The 17,570-nt window shown below is 62.1% G+C and carries 13 protein-coding genes; 6 read left to right on the forward strand and 7 right to left on the reverse strand.

What is annotated here, in order from left to right:
- Window positions 1-30: 30 nt before the first annotated feature.
- The 3 genes from PSAKL28_RS08435 to mfd are packed head-to-tail and all read right to left on the reverse strand — an operon-like array spanning window position 31 to window position 6,333.
- Window positions 31-2,355, reverse strand: coding sequence for a DEAD/DEAH box helicase (locus tag PSAKL28_RS08435; protein ID WP_038608899.1), 2,325 nt, complete (start codon window positions 2,353-2,355; stop codon window positions 31-33).
- Window positions 2,356-2,357: 2 nt separating this feature from the next.
- Complete coding sequence (locus PSAKL28_RS08440) at window positions 2,358-2,873, reverse strand: CsiV family protein (RefSeq protein WP_051939216.1); 516 nt, start codon at window positions 2,871-2,873, stop codon at window positions 2,358-2,360.
- Window positions 2,874-2,883: 10 nt separating this feature from the next.
- Window positions 2,884-6,333, reverse strand: a complete 3,450-nt coding sequence (gene mfd / locus PSAKL28_RS08445) for a transcription-repair coupling factor (RefSeq protein ID WP_038608902.1) — start codon at window positions 6,331-6,333, stop codon at window positions 2,884-2,886.
- A 169-nt stretch (window positions 6,334-6,502) separates the two neighbouring features.
- Here mfd and PSAKL28_RS08450 point away from each other — a divergent pair, with 169 nt between their 5' ends.
- The 3 genes from PSAKL28_RS08450 (at window position 6,503) to sthA (ending at window position 10,712) form a co-directional block, all read left to right on the forward strand.
- Window positions 6,503-7,966, forward strand: coding sequence for a glyceraldehyde-3-phosphate dehydrogenase (locus PSAKL28_RS08450; RefSeq protein ID WP_038608904.1), 1,464 nt, complete (start codon window positions 6,503-6,505; stop codon window positions 7,964-7,966).
- A 72-nt stretch (window positions 7,967-8,038) separates the two neighbouring features.
- Window positions 8,039-9,034 carry an FAD:protein FMN transferase gene (locus PSAKL28_RS08455; RefSeq protein ID WP_038608906.1) on the forward strand — a complete coding sequence of 332 codons (996 nt, stop codon included), beginning with the start codon at window positions 8,039-8,041 and terminating at the stop codon, window positions 9,032-9,034.
- Between the two features lie 283 nt (window positions 9,035-9,317).
- Complete coding sequence (gene sthA / locus PSAKL28_RS08460; protein ID WP_038608908.1) at window positions 9,318-10,712, forward strand: Si-specific NAD(P)(+) transhydrogenase; 1,395 nt, start codon at window positions 9,318-9,320, stop codon at window positions 10,710-10,712.
- A 42-nt stretch (window positions 10,713-10,754) separates the two neighbouring features.
- Here the strand turns inward: sthA and PSAKL28_RS08465 are convergent, their stop codons facing one another.
- A complete protein-coding gene (locus PSAKL28_RS08465; RefSeq protein WP_038608910.1) occupies window positions 10,755-11,477 on the reverse strand; it encodes a glycerophosphodiester phosphodiesterase in 723 nt (240 codons plus the stop codon).
- A 27-nt stretch (window positions 11,478-11,504) separates the two neighbouring features.
- On the reverse strand, window positions 11,505-12,092 hold the full coding sequence (locus tag PSAKL28_RS08470; RefSeq protein WP_038608912.1) for a PilZ domain-containing protein: 588 nt from the start codon (window positions 12,090-12,092) through the stop codon (window positions 11,505-11,507).
- 94 nt (window positions 12,093-12,186) lie between these two features.
- Between PSAKL28_RS08470 and PSAKL28_RS08475 the strand changes: the two genes are divergently transcribed.
- The 3 genes from PSAKL28_RS08475 (at window position 12,187) to PSAKL28_RS08485 (ending at window position 15,445) form a co-directional block, all read left to right on the forward strand.
- Window positions 12,187-13,437, forward strand: a complete 1,251-nt coding sequence (locus PSAKL28_RS08475; protein ID WP_038608914.1) for a lipoprotein-releasing ABC transporter permease subunit — start codon at window positions 12,187-12,189, stop codon at window positions 13,435-13,437.
- A 7-nt stretch (window positions 13,438-13,444) separates the two neighbouring features.
- Window positions 13,445-14,128, forward strand: coding sequence for a lipoprotein-releasing ABC transporter ATP-binding protein LolD (gene lolD, locus PSAKL28_RS08480; RefSeq protein ID WP_174446938.1), 684 nt, complete (start codon window positions 13,445-13,447; stop codon window positions 14,126-14,128).
- 72 nt (window positions 14,129-14,200) lie between these two features.
- Window positions 14,201-15,445: a lipoprotein-releasing ABC transporter permease subunit gene (locus tag PSAKL28_RS08485; RefSeq protein ID WP_038616345.1), complete on the forward strand. Its 1,245-nt coding sequence runs from the start codon at window positions 14,201-14,203 to the stop codon at window positions 15,443-15,445.
- Window positions 15,446-15,504: 59 nt separating this feature from the next.
- Here the strand turns inward: PSAKL28_RS08485 and PSAKL28_RS08490 are convergent, their stop codons facing one another.
- A complete protein-coding gene (locus PSAKL28_RS08490) occupies window positions 15,505-16,863 on the reverse strand; it encodes a heavy metal sensor histidine kinase (protein ID WP_038608918.1) in 1,359 nt (452 codons plus the stop codon).
- Window positions 16,860-17,540 carry a heavy metal response regulator transcription factor gene (locus PSAKL28_RS08495; protein ID WP_038608920.1) on the reverse strand — a complete coding sequence of 227 codons (681 nt, stop codon included), beginning with the start codon at window positions 17,538-17,540 and terminating at the stop codon, window positions 16,860-16,862. The genes PSAKL28_RS08490 and PSAKL28_RS08495 overlap by 4 nt, the downstream gene beginning before the upstream one ends.
- Window positions 17,541-17,570 lie beyond the last annotated feature (30 nt).

Raw genomic sequence — 17,570 nt, forward strand, 5'->3', positions numbered from 1 at the left:
CTGTGGGAGCGGGCTTGCCCTGCGATGGTTTCAACCCGCTTTCGGAACCTTGCGCTTGCCGGGCAATGGCGCAAACAACGCATCGATATCCTCGGCTGCCAAACGCCAATCCCCCGCCTGGCGCCCATCCAGCACCCCGGCCGCCAGCGCCGACTTCTCCTGCTGCAGCTGCTGGATCTTCTCTTCCACCGTGCCTCGGGTAATCAGCTTGTAAACGAATACCGGCTTTTCCTGACCGATACGATAAGCACGGTCGGTGGCCTGGTTTTCCGCTGCCGGGTTCCACCACGGGTCGTAATGGATCACGGTATCGGCAGCGGTCAGGTTCAGGCCCACGCCACCGGCTTTGAGGCTGATGAGAAAAATCTGCAGGCGCCCGCTCTGGAAGTCCTGTACCGGTGCCCGGCGATCGCGGGTTTCGCCCGTCAGCAGGGCGTAGGCGATGGTGCGTTGCTGCAGTTCTGCCTCGATCAGCCGCAACATGCTGGTGAACTGTGAGAACAGCAGCACGCGCCGCCCTTCGGCAAGCAGCTCCTCGAGCATTTCCATCAGGCTTGCCAGCTTGCCCGAGTGAGCACCGCGGGTGGTTGGCGCCTGGCTGTTGACCAGGCGCAGATCGCAGCAGACCTGGCGCAGCTTGAGCAAGGCTTCAAGGATGATGATCTGGCTGCGGGCCACGCCTTTGCGGGTGATCTCGGCGCGCACTTTCTGGTCCATGGCCAGGCGCATGGTCTCGTAGACATCGCGCTGCGCATCGCTGAGCTCGACCCAGTGGATCATCTCGGTCTTGGCCGGCAGTTCGGTGGCAACCTGTTCCTTGGTGCGCCGCAGCAGGAACGGCTTGATCCGCGCGTTGAGGTGCTGCAGGCGCTCATCGTTGCCCTGGCGCTCGATCGGTACTCGGTAGTCGCGATTGAACGCCTTGGCGTCGCCCAGCCAGCCGGGCAGCAGGAAGTGGAACAGCGACCACAGTTCGCCCAGGTGATTTTCCAGCGGCGTGCCGCTCAGGCACAGGCGTTGGCGTGCTTCCAGCTGACGCGCAGCCTGGGCGGCCTTGCTGCTCGGACTCTTGATGTACTGCGCCTCGTCGAGGATCAGTACATGCAGCACCAGGCCCTTGAAGTGCGCCAGGTCCTTGGGCAGCAGGGCATAGGTGGTCAGCAGCAGGTCGTAGTCCTGCAAGTGGTCAAAATGCTTGCGACGGCCGATGCCTTGCAGGGCCAGGACGCGCAGATCGGGAGCGAAGCGTGCCGCTTCGTCCTGCCAGTTGGGGATCAGGCTGGTCGGCATCACCACCATGGCCGGGCGGGTCAGGCGTCCGGCTTTCTTTTCCGTGAGCAGGTGAGCAAGCGTCTGCAGGGTTTTGCCCAGGCCCATGTCGTCGGCGAGGATGCCGCCCACTTCCAGTTCGCGCAGGGCTTGCATCCAGCTCAGACCTTCAAGCTGATAGGAACGCAGGGTGGCGTTGAGACCGTCCGGTGTATGTGCCGGTTGCTGGCGGATGTCACGCAGGCGTTCAGCCAGGTTGCGCACGCGATCGCCGCCTTGCCAGCTTAGCGGCAGCTCCTGCAGGGCATTGAGGCGAGTGGCGTCGGGAGTGGCCAGGCGCAGGCTGGTTTCACCGGGCTCGCGCTGATAGAAATCGCCGAGGGTGGCCAGCACCGGTTTCAGTCGCCCGTAGGGCAGGGCAACCTGCAGCGGACGGCGGCCGCCGGTGTTGCCGGGAATCGTCACCAGAAGTTGCTCGTCCTCGCGACGCTTGGCCAGTTGCGTACTGTTGAGCAGTTCCGGATGAGTACGTAGCAGATTGAGCAGGATCGGCAGCAGGCTCAGGCGTTCACCATCGACCACGATGCCCAGTTCCAGGTCGAACCAGTCACGCTCCGGCGCTTCCTGGATACGCGCATACCAGTCGTCCACTGGAGTCAGGTCGAAGGCGAAATCGTCGGCGAATTCGATCTGCCAGCCTTGCTCGCGCAGGGCCGGCAGTTCGCTCAAAACAAAGCGCAACCAGGCGCTGTCGTTGGGCAGTTCGAAGGGGTCGCCGGCGCTTTCCGGCAACGCTTTGCTCTGGCGTGTGGCGATCTTGAAACCCAGGCGCAGCAAGGTGTCGCGCAAGTTGCGCTCGGCTGCGGGCTGACGCTGAATGCGCAAGGTCTGTTCGGCCTCGTGCTTGATGATGGCGATGTTCTTGGTGCCGCTGACGTACTCGCCAGCGTAACCAAAGGCCAAGGCTGCGCGATGCTGAATGTGGCGTTGCATGCGCCCGTTGCGCGGTTCGAAGGCGCTGAATTCGATGCTGCCCAGCCACAACCGCGGTTGTGGCTGGAGGTTGTCAATCAGGTGCTCGGGCATTTTCAGGGCTTGCTGACCTTGAGCAGCAGGGCCAGGTGGCCGCCGTCAAGGAAGGTCAGTTCTCCGTTTTTCACCGTGCTGTTGCTCTGCTTGAGCTGTTCGCTCTGGATCACTGCGCCATTGCCATCGAACTGGTTGACCCAGAGGCTGGCCTCGACGCTGATGAAGCGCTCTTCGTTGAGGTTCAGGTTGCCCTCGATCGGGAAGTGTCCGAACTGCTTTTTGCCGTCATTGATGGCGACAGTGCCGGCGTCCTGTTTCCAGGCCTTGTGCAGCAACACGGTGTACTTGTTGTCAGCGCTCAGCTTGGCCGCCTCGTCGGTCATGGCCGGTTGGCGCAGGTCGCCTTCGGCAATGGCCTGGGCGCCGTTGCTCCAGTCTTCCGGGGCGGACTGGCTGGTGATTGCCGGGACGGCGTTCTGCCGTACCAGGATCATTTCGACCTGATAAACGCCTTCAGCGAAAGCGGCTGGAGTAAACAACGCCAGCAGCAGGGTCAGGCAACGAATGGCACGCATGGATCTTCCTTCACGCAGATTGTGGGGTCAGGCGCTCGAACAGCGCTTCGAGGTTGTTGAAACGTTCTTCCGGGCGCTCCATCGGTACCAGGAATTTGAACTGGGTGGCGCCTTCGAACTTGTAGCGCTTGGGCTGACCCTGGATCAGCTTGATCAATACCAGCGGGTCGACCGGAGTCTCGGCTTCGAACTCGATCTTGCCGCCGTTGGGGCCGGCATCGACTTTCTTGATGCCGAGTTTTTCCGCCTGCAGCTTGAGCAGGGTCAGGCGCACCAGGTTCTTGGTCGGCTCGGGCAGCAGGCCGAAGCGGTCGATCATCTCGACCTGCAGGTCCTTGAGGCCGTCTTCGTCCGCCGCCGAGGCGATGCGCTTGTACAGGATCAGGCGGGCGTGGACGTCCGGCAGGTAGTCTTCGGGAATCAGTGCCGGTAGGCGCAGGTTGATTTCCGGGCCGCCACCCAGCGGCTGATCGAGGTTCGGCTGGGTGCCCTTGCGGATGGCCTTGACCGCACGCTCGAGCATTTCCATGTACAGGGTGAAACCGACCGCCTGGATCTGGCCGCTCTGGCCTTCGCCGAGCAGTTCACCGGCGCCGCGGATCTCCAGGTCGTTAGTGGCCAGGACGAAACCGGCGCCCAGGTCCTGGGTATTGGCGATCGCTTCCAGACGCTTTTCGGCGTCCGGGGTGATCTGCTGGCGCGGCGGCGTAAGCAGGTAGGCGTAGGCCTGGTGGTGGCTACGGCCGACCCGGCCGCGCAGTTGATGCAGTTGGGCCAGGCCGAACTTGTCGGCGCGCTCGATGATGATGGTGTTGGCGCTGGGCACATCGATGCCGGTCTCGATGATGGTCGAGGCAATCAGCACGTTGAAGCGCTTGTGGTAGAAGTCGCTCATCACCTGTTCTAGTTCACGCTCGCGCATCTGCCCGTGGCCGATACCGATCCTGGCTTCTGGTACCAGCTCGGCGAGGTCGGCGGCGCATTTTTCGATGCTCTTCACGTCGTTGTGCAGGTAATAGACCTGGCCACCGCGCAGCAGCTCACGCAGCAAGGCTTCCTTGACCGTGCTCTTGTTCTGCTCCATGACGAAGGTGCGCACCGACAACCGGCGTGCCGGCGGGGTGGCGATGATCGACAGGTCGCGCATGCCGGCCACAGCCATGTTCAGGGTGCGCGGGATCGGCGTGGCAGTCAGGGTGAGGATGTCCACCTCGCTGCGCAGGGCCTTGAGCTGTTCTTTCTGGCGCACGCCAAAACGGTGCTCTTCGTCGATGATCACCAGGCCCAGGTCCTTGATCCTGACGTCGTCCTGCAGCAGCTTGTGGGTGCCGATGACGATGTCGATCTTGCCTTCGGCCAGATCGGCAACGGCGGCGGCGACCTCTTTGGGTGACTTGAAGCGGCTCATCACTTCGACGGTCACCGGCCAGTCGGCAAAGCGGTCGCGGAAGCTGTTGTAGTGCTGCTGGGCGAGCAGGGTGGTCGGTACCAGAATGGCGACCTGACGCCCGCCGTGCACGGCAATGAAGGCGGCACGCATGGCCACTTCGGTCTTGCCGAAGCCGACGTCGCCGCAGACCAGGCGATCCATCGGTTTGGCCGCCAGCATGTCTTCGCGCACCGCTTCGATGGCGCTCTGTTGGTCCGGGGTTTCTTCGAACGGAAAGCCGGCGCTGAAGGTGGCGTAGTCCACTGACGGGTCGGCGAAGGCATAACCTTTGCGCGCCGCGCGCCGGGCATAGATGTCGAGCAGTTCGGCGGCCACATCGCGTACCTGCTCGGCGGCCTTGCGCTTGGCTTTCTGCCAGGCTTCGGAACCCAGGCGGTGCAACGGCGCCAGGGCGTCGTCGCTGCCGGTGTAGCGAGCGATCAGGTGCAGGTTGGCCACCGGCACGTAGAGCTTGGCACCCTCGGCGTATTCGAGGGTGAGGAATTCGGCGGCCTGGTTGTCGATTTCCAGGGTTGCCAGACCCAGGTAGCGGCCCACGCCGTGATCGATATGCACCACCGGCGCGCCTTCGCGCAGCTCGGTAAGGTTCTTGATCACCGCGTCGTTGTTGGCGTCGCTGCGTTTGTCGCGGCGTCGGCGCTGCATGACCCGCTGACCGAACAGCGGGCTCTCGGCGATCAGGGCGATGGCCGGGTCATCCAGCAGCAGACCTTCGTCCAGCGGCGCGATGGTGATTGCCAGGCGCTCTTTGCCCGCGACGAAGGCGTTCCAGCTATCGACGGTTTGCGGGCGCAGCTTCAGGCGTTCGAGCAGCTCCAGCAGTACTTCGCGACGGCCCGCCGACTCGGCGGTGAACAGCACGCGGCCAGAAAACTGGTCGAGAAAGCCCGACAGTGCTGCCAGGGGCTGGTTGGCTTTGGCTTCGATGGCCAGGTTCGGCAAGGTCCGGGCCGGGAAGCGCTCGCGGCCGACGCCGCTGTCGACGTCATCCTGGCTGACGACCACCCGCGGCCAGCTTTTTAGCCGGGCAAAGCAGTCTTCCACTGGCAGGAACAGTTCGGCCGGCGGCAACAAAGGCCGCGACGGATCGATGCGGCGCTCCTCGTAGCGGTTGCGCACATCGCTCCAGAAGTGCTCGGCGGCCTGTTCGGCGCCTGGCAGGGAAAACACCTGGGTGTCCTGCGGCAGGTAGTCGAACAGGGTCGAGGTGTCTTCGAAGAACAGCGGCAGGTAGTACTCGATACCGGCCGGGGTAATGCCGCTGGACAGGTCCTGGAAGATCGGGCAACGGCGAAAGTCGACGTCGAAACGCTCGCGAAAGCGTGCCTTGAAGCGGGTCACCGCCTCTTTCTGCAGCGGAAACTCGCGGGCGGGCAACAGCCGTACCGACTCGACCTTGTCGATCGAGCGCTGGGTTTCCGGGTCGAAGGTGCGCAAGGTCTCGATTTCGTCATCGAACAGGTCGATGCGGTACGGCAGTTTGCTGCCCATCGGGAACAGGTCGATCAGCGCGCCGCGCACGGCGAACTCGCCATGCTCGTACACCGTATCGACACAACGGTAGCCGCTGGCTTCAAGGCGCGTGCGCATCTGCTCGACATCCAGCTTCTGGCCGATGTCCAGCACCAGGCTGCTACCGAGCAGGAAGCTGGTCGGTGCCAGGCGGTGCAGGGCGGTGGTGATCGGCACCACGAGAATGCCGTGATCAAGTTCCGGCAGCCGGTACAGGCTGGCGATCCGCTGGGAGATGATGTCCTGGTGCGGCGAGAACAGGTCGTAGGGCAGGGTTTCCCAGTCTGGGAAAGGCAGTACCGGCAGCTCCGGCGCAAAAAAACGCAGCTCCTGCTCAAGCCGGTCAGCGCTCTGGCTGTCGGCGGTCAATAGCAGGGTGAAGCGCTTGGCGGCGCTGGCAGCCTCGGCAATCGCCAGGCTCAGGGCGGCACCCGGCAGGTTGCCCCAGGTTTGTTTGCCGGCAGTGGCCGGCAGGTGCGGTAGACGCAGAACAGGCACGGGAGGTCGAGCTCCAAGCGTTGCGACAAAGACGCCAATTGTACCGGTCAGAGGCCCGTGCTGTCAGGTTTGCACAGCCTAAATACATGTAGTGACAGAGTGGCGACAGGCGCTCATTGCTCGATGGGCTGCGGGGCGTCATAATGTAGCCCCTTTTTTCTGTCCCTACATGTGGAAGGTTCCCGTGACTCAGAAGCCCGACCAGTGTCTTGGTGAGTGGATTGATCGTGAAGCACTTGCAGAAGCGATGATCCCGCTTATCGGTCAGCTCTACCGCAATAACAATGTGGTGAGTTCGATCTATGGCCGCAGCCTGATCAACCGTTCGGTGATCTCGATCCTCAAAGCGCACCGCTTTGCTCGTCATCGCCAAACCGACGAAACCGAACTCTCTGTCCACGAGACATTCCCGCTGCTCAAAGCCATGAGCGAGCTGAAACTGGGCGCCGCTTCGGTCGACCTGGGCAAGCTGGCCAACAAATTCAAGCAGGAAGGCAACGGCCGCAGCGCCGAGCAGTTCGTGCGTGAAGAAATGGCTGACGTGGTTGGTCAGCAGAACGCTTCGGCGCGCAAAGGCACCGACGTTGTGCTGTACGGCTTCGGTCGTATCGGCCGCCTGCTGGCGCGCATCCTGATCGAAAAAACCGGTGGTGGCGACGGCCTGCGTCTGCGCGCCATCGTCGTGCGCAAAGGCGCCGAGAACGATCTGGTCAAGCGTGCCAGCCTGCTGCGTCGTGACTCGGTTCACGGCCCGTTCGATGGCACCATCACCATCGACGAAGCCAACAACACCATCACTGCCAACGGCAACCTGATCCAGGTTATCTACGCCAAGAGCCCGAGCGAAGTCGACTACACCCAGTACGGCATCGAAAACGCGCTGATCGTCGATAACACCGGCGTATGGCGTGACGCCGACGGCCTGGGCCAGCACCTGGCCTGCCCGGGCGCTGCCCGCGTGATCCTCACCGCACCTGGTAAAGGCGCGCTGAAGAACATCGTCCACGGCATCAACCATGGCGATATCACTGCTGACGACAAGATCATCTCGGCAGCTTCGTGCACCACCAACGCCATCGTGCCGGTGCTCAAGGCTGTCAATGACAAGTACGGCATCGTCAACGGCCACGTCGAAACCGTTCACTCGTTCACCAACGACCAGAACCTGATCGACAACTTCCACAAGGGCAGCCGTCGTGGCCGTGCCGCGCCGCTGAACATGGTTATCACCGAGACCGGTGCCGCCACCGCAGCCGCCAAGGCACTGCCAGTTCTGAAGGGCAAGCTGACCGGTAACGCGATTCGCGTACCAACGCCGAACGTGTCGATGGCCATCCTCAACCTGAACCTGGAAAAGGCCACCAGCCGCGAAGAAATCAACGAGTACCTGCGCCAGATGGCCATGCACTCGGATCTGCACAAGCAGATCGATTACGTCAGCTCCCAGGAAGTGGTATCCACCGACTTCGTTGGCTCGCGCCACGCCGGTGTGGTCGATGCCGAAGCCACCATCTGCAACGATAACCGTGTTGTCCTGTACGTCTGGTACGACAACGAATTCGGTTACAGCTGCCAGGTAGTGCGCGTGATGGAAGACATGGCCGGTGTAAACCCGCCAGCTTTCCCACGCTAAGCTTGGCTTGGTTGTGAAAGACGGGAACCTCAGGGTTCCCGTTTTTTTTGCCCGGATTTTCCAGGAGGACAAATGCGCAACGCGTTGCTGGTGAGTATGTTGCTGAGTCTGGCCGGTTGTGGGCAGGGCAATACGCTTGAGCGTATCAGTGGCCCGACCATGGGCAGCAGTTACTCTGTGCAGTACGTGCGCACGCCGCAAGGGCCGGTACCGGAACAGGTCAGGCGTGAGGTGGAGGCTATTCTCGAGGGCGTCGACAAGCGCTTCTCCACCTACCGTAGCGACTCGCTCATCGAAACCTTCAACCGCTTGCCTGCCAATAGCTGTCAGCCGATGCCGGCGGATGTGCTGGAACTGGTGCGTGTCGGCGAGCAATTGTCGCAGCAAAGCGGCGGTGCATTTGACCTGACCGTGGAGCCGTTGCTCGATCTGTGGGGCTTCGGTCCGCAGTCGAGAGTGGAAAAGGTGCCCAGCGAACAGGCGTTGGCCAGTGCCCGCCAGCGTGTCGGGCATGGGCATTTGCGCATAGTGGGTGAGCAGCTGTGCAAGGACGCGCCGGTGGAAGTGGACTTCAATAGCATCGCCGCAGGGCATGCAGTGGACCTCCTGGTGGAGCGTCTGCAAGCCCTGGGAGTCGCGGATTTACTGGTCGAAGCCACAGGCGAGCTCAAGGCGCTGGGGCGAAAACCGGATGGCAGCAGTTGGAAGGTTGCCGTGGAATTACCCCGCGAAGATCGCCAGATCGCCCAGCAAGTGTTGGTCGTGGATGGTTTTGGTGTTTCTACCTCCGGTGACTATCGCAATTATTTCGAGGAGAATGGCCAGCGCTATTCGCACACGTTCGATGCGCGCCTGGGCAGGCCGGTGAAACACGACCTGGCTGCGGTGACGGTATTTGATCGCTCGACCTTGATGGCTGATGGCTACTCGACCTTATTGTTGGTCCTCGGGCCGCAGCAAGGCTGGGACTTTGCACTCAAGCACCAGATCGCTGCGGTGTTCGTGACCCGGGTTGCCGACGGTTTCGTCTCTCGTAGCACCCCGGCGTTCGAACAACTGATGCTGTAGGAGCGGATTTATCCGCGATTGGGCGACAACGTCGCCTCGATTCTCGATTCTCGATTCTCGATCCGGGGCCGCTTCGCGCCCCATCGCGGATGAATCCGCTCCTACAGGTGTGCGCAAATGACATGTAGTGCAGAGAAAAATAGCCTACGACGCGACCAAGGGTTAATGTGCGCGGCGTTCAAGCTTGATTAGACTGCACCCGAATTTTTTCATGGCGCCGCTGGCGACATGATCTAGCCCCGCTCGCCAATGTGGCGACCGGGCCTGTTCTGAAGGAGTACGCATGGCTGTCTACAACTACGACGTAGTGGTGCTGGGTTCCGGCCCCGCAGGAGAAGGGGCGGCAATGAATGCTGCCAAAGCAGGACGCAAGGTGGCGATGGTCGATAGCCGTCGCCAGGTCGGCGGTAACTGCACCCACCTGGGCACCATCCCGTCCAAGGCCCTGCGTCACTCGGTGCGCCAGATCATGCAGTTCAACACCAACCCGATGTTCCGGGCCATTGGTGAGCCGCGCTGGTTCTCGTTCCCGGACGTGCTTAAAAGCGCCGAGAAAGTGATCGCCAAGCAGGTCGCTTCACGCACCGGCTACTACGCCCGCAACCGCGTCGATGTGTTTTTCGGTACCGGCAGTTTTGCCGACGAGCAGACCATTGAAGTGGTCTGCGCCAACGGCGTGGTCGAGAAACTGGTGGCCAAGCACATCATCATCGCCACCGGTTCGCGTCCGTATCGTCCGGCCGACATCGACTTCCATCACCCGCGGATCTACGATAGCGACACCATCCTCAGCCTCGGCCACACCCCGCGCAAACTGATCGTTTACGGCGCCGGCGTCATTGGTTGCGAATACGCTTCGATCTTCAGTGGTCTGGGTGTGCTGGTGGAGCTGGTGGACAACCGTGGCCAGTTGCTGAGCTTCCTCGACTCGGAAATCTCCCAGGCGTTGAGCTACCACTTCAGCAACAACAACATCACCGTTCGCCACAACGAAGAGTACGAGCGTGTCGAAGGCCTGGATAACGGTGTGATCCTGCACCTGAAATCGGGCAAGAAGATCAAGGCCGATGCCTTGCTCTGGTGCAACGGCCGTACCGGCAACACCGACAAGCTGGGTCTGGAAAACATCGGCATCAAGGTCAACAGCCGTGGCCAGATCGAAGTCGATGAGAACTACCGCACCCACGTGCCGAACATCTACGGTGCCGGTGACGTGATCGGTTGGCCGAGCCTGGCCAGTGCTGCACACGACCAGGGGCGCTCGGCCGCTGGCAGCATCGTCGACAATGGCAGCTGGCGCTTCGTCAACGATGTGCCGACCGGTATCTACACCATTCCGGAGATCAGCTCGATCGGCAAGAACGAGCAGGAACTGACCCAGGCCAAGGTACCTTACGAAGTCGGCAAGGCTTTCTTCAAAGGCATGGCGCGGGCGCAGATCGCCGGTGAGCCGCAAGGCATGCTGAAGATCCTGTTCCACCGCGAGACCCTGGAAATCCTCGGCGTGCACTGCTTCGGTTATCAGGCGTCGGAGATTGTCCACATCGGTCAGGCGATCATGGATCAGCCGGGTGAGCGCAACACCCTGAAGTACTTCGTCAACACCACCTTCAACTACCCGACCATGGCCGAAGCCTATCGGGTAGCGGCCTACGACGGCCTCAACCGGCTTTTTTGAGCGGCTCCGGCCGGTGGCCTGAGCCGGCCGGGGAGACCGATTTCAGCGATTCTCGAGGGTGGCGCTGGCCAAACCGGGAAAGTCTGTAATCAGGCTGTCTACGCCGAAGTCGGCGAGCCTGCGCATCAGCGCCGGCTCGTTGACTGTCCACACCGACACGTGCAAACCCTGGCGCTGGGCCTTGATCAGGCGCTCAGGGGTGCACAGTGTCCAGTTCAACGCCAGCAAGTTGCAGTCATAGTTCTGGGCGACCTTCAGCGGGTCGAGCCAGGCGTACTCGGCGACCAGTCCGCGAGAAATATCCGGCGTCAATTCAAGGGCCGCACCCAGCACTTCCCGAGAACTTGAGGTGATGGTGATTTTGTCGAGCAGGCCGTACTGCTGGGCCATTTCGCGAATGGCCAGCACCGTGGTCACCGCACGGGTGCGCGAGGCACTCTTGACCTCCAGCTGCCAGTGCTCGAAGTCGCATTTTTCGAACAGCTCTTCAAGCCGTGGAATGGGGCAGGGCGATACCCAGCCCGGACCACCTTCGCGTGCATCGTAAGTCACCAGGTTCGCCGCTTCGTGCTCGACCACCTTGCCGCGTCGGCCGGTGGTGCGCTTGAGGCTCGGGTCGTGAATGACCATCAGTTCGTTGTCAGCCGACAGGTGCAGGTCCAGTTCGCAGCGGCGCACGCCGTGCTTGAGACACTGCTGGAAGCTGGTCAGGGTGTTTTCGGGGGCTTCGCCCTTGGCGCCACGGTGGCCGTAAATCTGGGTCACGTTTGTTCCTTCAAGAAAGGGTGAGACTCAAGAAGCGCTCGGGGCGTTCTGTTCCAGTGCCTGACGTCGTTGTTGTGCCTGTCGTTGCAGGATGTAGCGAGCCAGCAGCTGGCGTTGGGCGTCGGTCATGTCGACGAACTCGGTACCGATTTCGTACAGGCCGTCAGGCTGCTGATCGCAGTGGGTGACTCTGGCGCGCAGCAGCAAACCCAAGGCTTGTGGCATCAATACCATCTTCACCGCGACGCGGCTGCCAGCGGCAAGTGCTTGGGCCTGGTTGAACTCGATACCGCCTTCGGACAGCACTACCGCTTGTGGCGCGCTGAGCTGCCCGAGCAGTGTCTGCGCAACCACAGCGCTGAGCAGGTCGATACGTTTGTTCTGCGCCTTGAGAAAGGCGGCCAGGGTGCGATCCTTGTCGCTGAGCTGGCGCAGCAGGTGCTGGGACTCGAATTCGCTCAGGTGCAGTTCGCTGAGCAGGTTGAAGAGTGGTGAATCATCTTGCAACAAGTCTGGGCCAAGGGCTTCAGTAGCACTCAGCTGGCTAATTTCCAGTGCGATCCTATCGTCGATACGGTAGTATTCGCGGCGATCTTCTTCATCTAATGTCGACATGGCGAACCCATGGTAGCGGCGGTGGTCTGAGTGTAAAGCTGCTATTCAACGCCCGCCACAAGGACGTTCCTCTTTCATCCGAACAAGCCCCGACATGTTCAGACCTCTCTTCGTATTCATCGGCACGCGTTACACCCGTGCCAAGCGTCGCAACCACTTCGTCTCGTTCATTTCCCTGACCTCGATGATCGGCCTCGCCCTGGGCGTGGTGGTGATGATCGTGGTGTTGTCGGTCATGAACGGTTTCGATCACGAGATGCGCACCCGGGTATTGGGCATGGTGCCCCATGCCACCCTGGAAAGCGGACAGCCGATCAGCGACTGGCCCACCCTTGCCAAGCAAGTAAAGCAGAACCCGCAGGTTGTGGCGGTGGCCCCCTTTACCCAGATGCAGGGCCTGCTGACCCATGACGGCAAGGTGCAGAAGGTGCTGCTCAACGGCATCGATCCGGCCCAGGAGCGGCAAGTCTCGATCATCGACAACTTCATTCGTGAAGGTAAGCTCGACGCCCTGGCGCCGGGTGAGTTCGGCATCATGATCGGTGACAAGGCGGCGGCCAAGCTGGGTGTCGGTATCGGCGACAAGCTGACTTTCGTCGCCCCGGAGGTCACCGTGACCCCCGCCGGCATGTTCCCGCGCATGAAGCGCTTTACCGTGGTCGGCATCTTCCATGTCGGCGCCGGTGAAATCGACGGCTACCTGGGGCTTACCAACCTGTCGGACCTGTCGCGTCTGCACCGCTGGAAAGCCGACCAGGTCCAGGGCCTGCGCCTGAAGTTCGATGACCTGTTCCAGGCACCGCGCACCGCCTGGGATATCGCCCAGAACCTGGGTGATCGCGAGTTCTATGCCCGCGACTGGACCCGCACCCATGGCAACCTGTACCAGGCGATCCGTATGGAGAAGGCGATGATCGGCCTGCTGTTGCTGCTGATCGTGGCGGTGGCGGCGTTCAACATCATTTCCACCCTGGTGATGGTGGTCAACGACAAGAAGGGCGATATCGCCATCTTGCGTACCCTGGGTTCGACCCCGGGGCAGATCATGGCCATCTTCATGGTCCAGGGTACCGTAATCGGCGTGGTCGGTACCTTGATCGGCGGGGTGGTCGGCATCGCTGCGGCGCTGAATGTCAGCGCGGCAATCGCCGGGCTCGAGCGCCTGATCGGACACAAGTTCCTCAATGCCGACGTCTACTTCATCGACTACCTGCCGTCCCAGGTCATGGCCGAAGATGTGTGGATGGTCTGCGGTGCGGCATTGGTCCTGAGTTTCCTCGCCACCCTGTATCCGGCCTGGCGTGCGGCACGCACCCAGCCTGCGGAGGCGCTACGTTATGAGTGAGTTGGGCATGAGTAATAAAGCAGTGCTGAGTTGCCGCAACCTGGGCAAGTCCTACGAGGAAGGCCCGGAGAAGGTTCAGGTGTTGTCCGGTCTGCAACTGGAGCTGCACCCCGGTGAGCGGGTGGCCATTGTCGGCAGTTCGGGTTCAGGCAAGAGTACCTTGCTCAACCTGCTGGGCGGTCTCGACACCCCGACCGAGGGCAGCGTCTGGCTGGCCGGTGAAGAGCTGTCGGCCCTCGGTGAGCGTGCGCGTGGCCTGCTGCGCAACCGCGCGCTGGGCTTCGTCTACCAGTTCCATCACCTGCTTCCGGAGTTCACCGCGCTGGAGAACGTGTGCATGCCGTTGCTGATTGGCCGCACCGCCATCCCCGAAGCGCGCGAGCGCGCCGAAGCGTTGCTCAAGCGCGTCGGTCTGGGCCACCGCCTGAGTCACAAACCGGCCGAGCTGTCCGGTGGTGAGCGCCAGCGGGTAGCGATTGCCCGCGCCCTGGTCAACCGTCCGGGGCTGGTGATGCTCGATGAGCCGACCGGCAACCTCGACCACCACACCGCCCAAGGTATCCAGGACCTGATGCAGGAGCTGAGCAGCTCGTCGCAGACAGCCTTCCTGGTGGTCACCCACGACCTCAACCTGGCGCGGCAGATGGACCGTGTGCTGCGCCTGGACGACGGTCACCTGGTACCGATCTGACCTGGCCGTGCAGCGTGCCCGCACACTTAGGCGGGCACCGTGTTTCTTTTCTTTACCTGGGTGCTTCCGTTCATGTTCAGACCCTTGTCTATTTTCATCGGCGCGCGCTACACCCGCGCCAAGCGCCGCAACCATTTTATCTCGTTCATTTCCATGACCTCGATGATCGGCCTGTCCCTGGGTGTGCTGGCGATGATCGTGGTGTTGTCGGTGATGAACGGTTTTCAGCGCGAAATGAGTGCGCGGATCCTCGGCATGGTGCCGCATGCCAGCATTCTCGGTGTGCAGCCATTGGCTGACTGGCGCCCGGCGGCCGATGCCGCGCTGAAAAACCCGCAAGTGCTTGCTGTCGCGCCGTTGACCGAGATGGAGGGCATGCTCTCCTACAAGGGGGCGATGCAGCCGATCCAGGTCAGCGGTATCGATCCGGCCGAGGAGGGCAAGGTCTCGATCGTTGCCCAGCACATTGTCCAGGGCAGCCTGCAGGCGCTGGAACCGGGCGAATACGGGGTAGTGATCGGCGAGATCAGCGCCCGGCGTTTTCGTTTGAATGTCGGTGACAAGCTGACCCTGATCGTGCCGGAAGTGAGCAGTGCTCCAGGTGGCATCACGCCGCGGATGCAGCGTCTGAATGTGGTCGGGGTGTTCAAGGTGGGGGCCGAGCTGGATGGCTCCATGGCCTACATCCATATGGCCGATGCAGCACAAATGCAGCGCTGGCAGCCGGGTCAGGTGCAGGGCGTGCGGCTCAAGCTCAAGGACCTGTACGCCGCGCCGCAGGTGTCCAAGGCCATCGCCGCAAGCCTGGGCGAGCAGTACCGTGCCGATGACTGGTCGCATACTCAGGGCAGCCTGTTCAGTGCCATGAAGATGGAAAAGACCATGATCGGCCTGTTGCTGCTGATGATCATCGCCGTGGCGGCGTTCAACATCATTGCCACGCTGATCATGGTGGTCAATGACAAGGGCGCGGACATCGCCATCCTGCGCACCATTGGCGCAACCCCGGCGCAGATCATGGGCACTTTCATGGTTCAGGGCACATTGATCGGGATTGTCGGCACCTTGATCGGTGGCGTGCTCGGGGTGGTTGCCGCACTCAATGTCAGCCAGATCGTCGGCTGGCTGGAGCGGGTCAGCGGGCAACACATCTTTACCTCTGATGTGTACTTCATCAGCAGTCTGCCGTCGGAACTGCAATGGGGCGATGTGGCGCTGATCTGCAGTGCTGGCCTGGTGATGAGTTTTCTGGCGACCTTGTACCCGGCTTATCGGGCTTCGCAGGTTGAGCCGGCGTACGCGTTGCGTTACGAGTGATAGCTATCGCGGGGCAAGCCCGCTCCCACGGTGGGAGCGGGCTTGCCCCGCGATCAGTTTTAAACCGCTGGCAAGTCAATCACAAACCGCGTCCAGCCCGCCGCCGACTCGGCACGAATACTCCCGCCATGGGCCTGGACAATCGAACGGGTAATCGCCAGGCCCAGCCCCGCATGCTCGCTACTGCCTTCGCGCCGCGCCGGATCGGCCCGGTAAAAACGGTCGAACAGACGCGGTAGCAATGCCGGGTCTATGGGCTCGCCAGTATTTGCCACCTGCAGGCTCACCTGGTCATTCCCCACCTCGATACTCAAGCGAATCTCGCCCTGTGCCGGGGTAAAGCGCAAGGCGTTATCCAGCAGGTTGGACAGCGCCCGGCGCAGCATGTGTCGGTCACCTTCCAGGCTGGCCTGGCCTTCGCGGTGCAAAGTAATACCGGTTTCTTCGGCCAGCGGGGCGTAGTACTCCAGCAAGGCATCGGCCTCATCAGACAGGGCAAGCCGCTGGCGGCTGGGCATCAACAGGCCGTGGTCGGCCTTGGCCAGATAGAGCATGTCGTTGACCAGTTGTGCCATCCACTGCAGTTCTTCTAGGTTGCTGTGCAAGGCCTCGCGGTATTCGTCCAGGTCGCGTGGGCGGGTGAGGGTGACCTGGGTGTGCGTCAGCAGGTTCGACAATGGCGTGCGCAATTCGTGGGCGATATCGGCAGAGAACGCCGACAAACGCTGAAAGGCATCATCCAGACGTTCCAGCATGGCGTTGACGGTCTGTGCCAGTTCGGCCAGTTCAACCGGCATCTGGTTTTCAGGCAGGCGCGTGGTCAGCGAGCGCGCCGATACCTGTGAGGCAACCTCGCCCATGCGCCGCAATGGCCGCAGGCCGCTGCGCGCAGCCCAGGCGCCGAGCAGGGCGGTGGCCAGGGCGGAGAGGCCGACGGTCAGCCAGATCAGTTGCTGCATGCGCTGCAGGAAGTGCTGGTGGTGGGTGATGTCGAGAAACAGTGTCAGTTGCGCCGACTGTGGGTCGCCATGCTGCAGATTGACGCACAGGCTGCGGTAGTCGCTACTGGTGCTGTGCACGGTGCTGATCCCGGGCACCTGAGGCGATTCGGGCAGGTTGGTCTGGCTGTCGAACCATACCTGGCCATCGCTGCCCCGTACGCGTACCGCGAGGTCAGTCTGATGGCTCAATTCGGTTTGCAGGGCCGGCAGGCGCGTAGCCAGGCTGGCCGGGTCGTGGACGCCTTCAAGCATCTGGCGCAACACCGACAGCCGACTCTCCAGCAGTTGCTGGTCGAGCTCGATGAAATGGCGTTCGCTGGCGCGGCTGAATAGCAGGCCGGCAGTCAACGATACCGCGGCCGTGCAAGCAGCAAACAACAGCGCCAGACGGCCACCCAGGGACAATCGGCGCATCAGGCAAGCCGCTCTTCAAGCACGTAACCCATGCCGCGCACGGTATGGATCAGCTTGCGCTCGTGGTTGTCATCGATTTTCAGGCGCAGGCGGCGGATCGCCACTTCGATGACGTTGGTGTCGCTGTCGAAATTCATGTCCCAGACCTGAGAGGCAATCAGCGACTTGGGCAGCACCTCGCCTTGACGGCGCAGCAGCAGTTCGAGCAGGGCAAACTCCTTGGCGGTCAGGTCGATGCGCTGGCCGTTGCGCTCGACCCGGCGACGGATCAGGTCCAGGCGCAGGTCGGCAAGGCCCAGGCTGGTTTCCTGGGTCGGGCTGCTGCCGCGGCGCAGCAGGCTGCGCACCCGTGCCAGCAACTCGGAGAAGGCAAACGGCTTGACCAGGTAATCATCGGCGCCCAGCTCCAGGCCATGCACGCGGTCTTCCACGGCATCGCGGGCGGTGAGGAACAGCACCGGCACCTCACTGCCAGCTGCGCGTACGGCCTGGAGAATCTGCCAGCCATCGCGGCCGGGCAGCATCACATCGAGGATCAGCAGGTCGTAGTCGCCGGTCAGGGCCAGGTGCTGGCCGGTATTGCCGTCGGCGGCCAGCTCCGTGGCAAAGCCTGCTTCACTGAGGCCCTGGCTCAAGTACTGGCCGGTCTTGGTCTGGTCTTCGACGATCAACAGTTTCATCAGGGGGGGCTCATGGATATGGGTTGCCGG

The sequence above is a fragment of the Pseudomonas alkylphenolica genome (assembly GCF_000746525.1).
Classification (GTDB): domain Bacteria; phylum Pseudomonadota; class Gammaproteobacteria; order Pseudomonadales; family Pseudomonadaceae; genus Aquipseudomonas; species Aquipseudomonas alkylphenolica.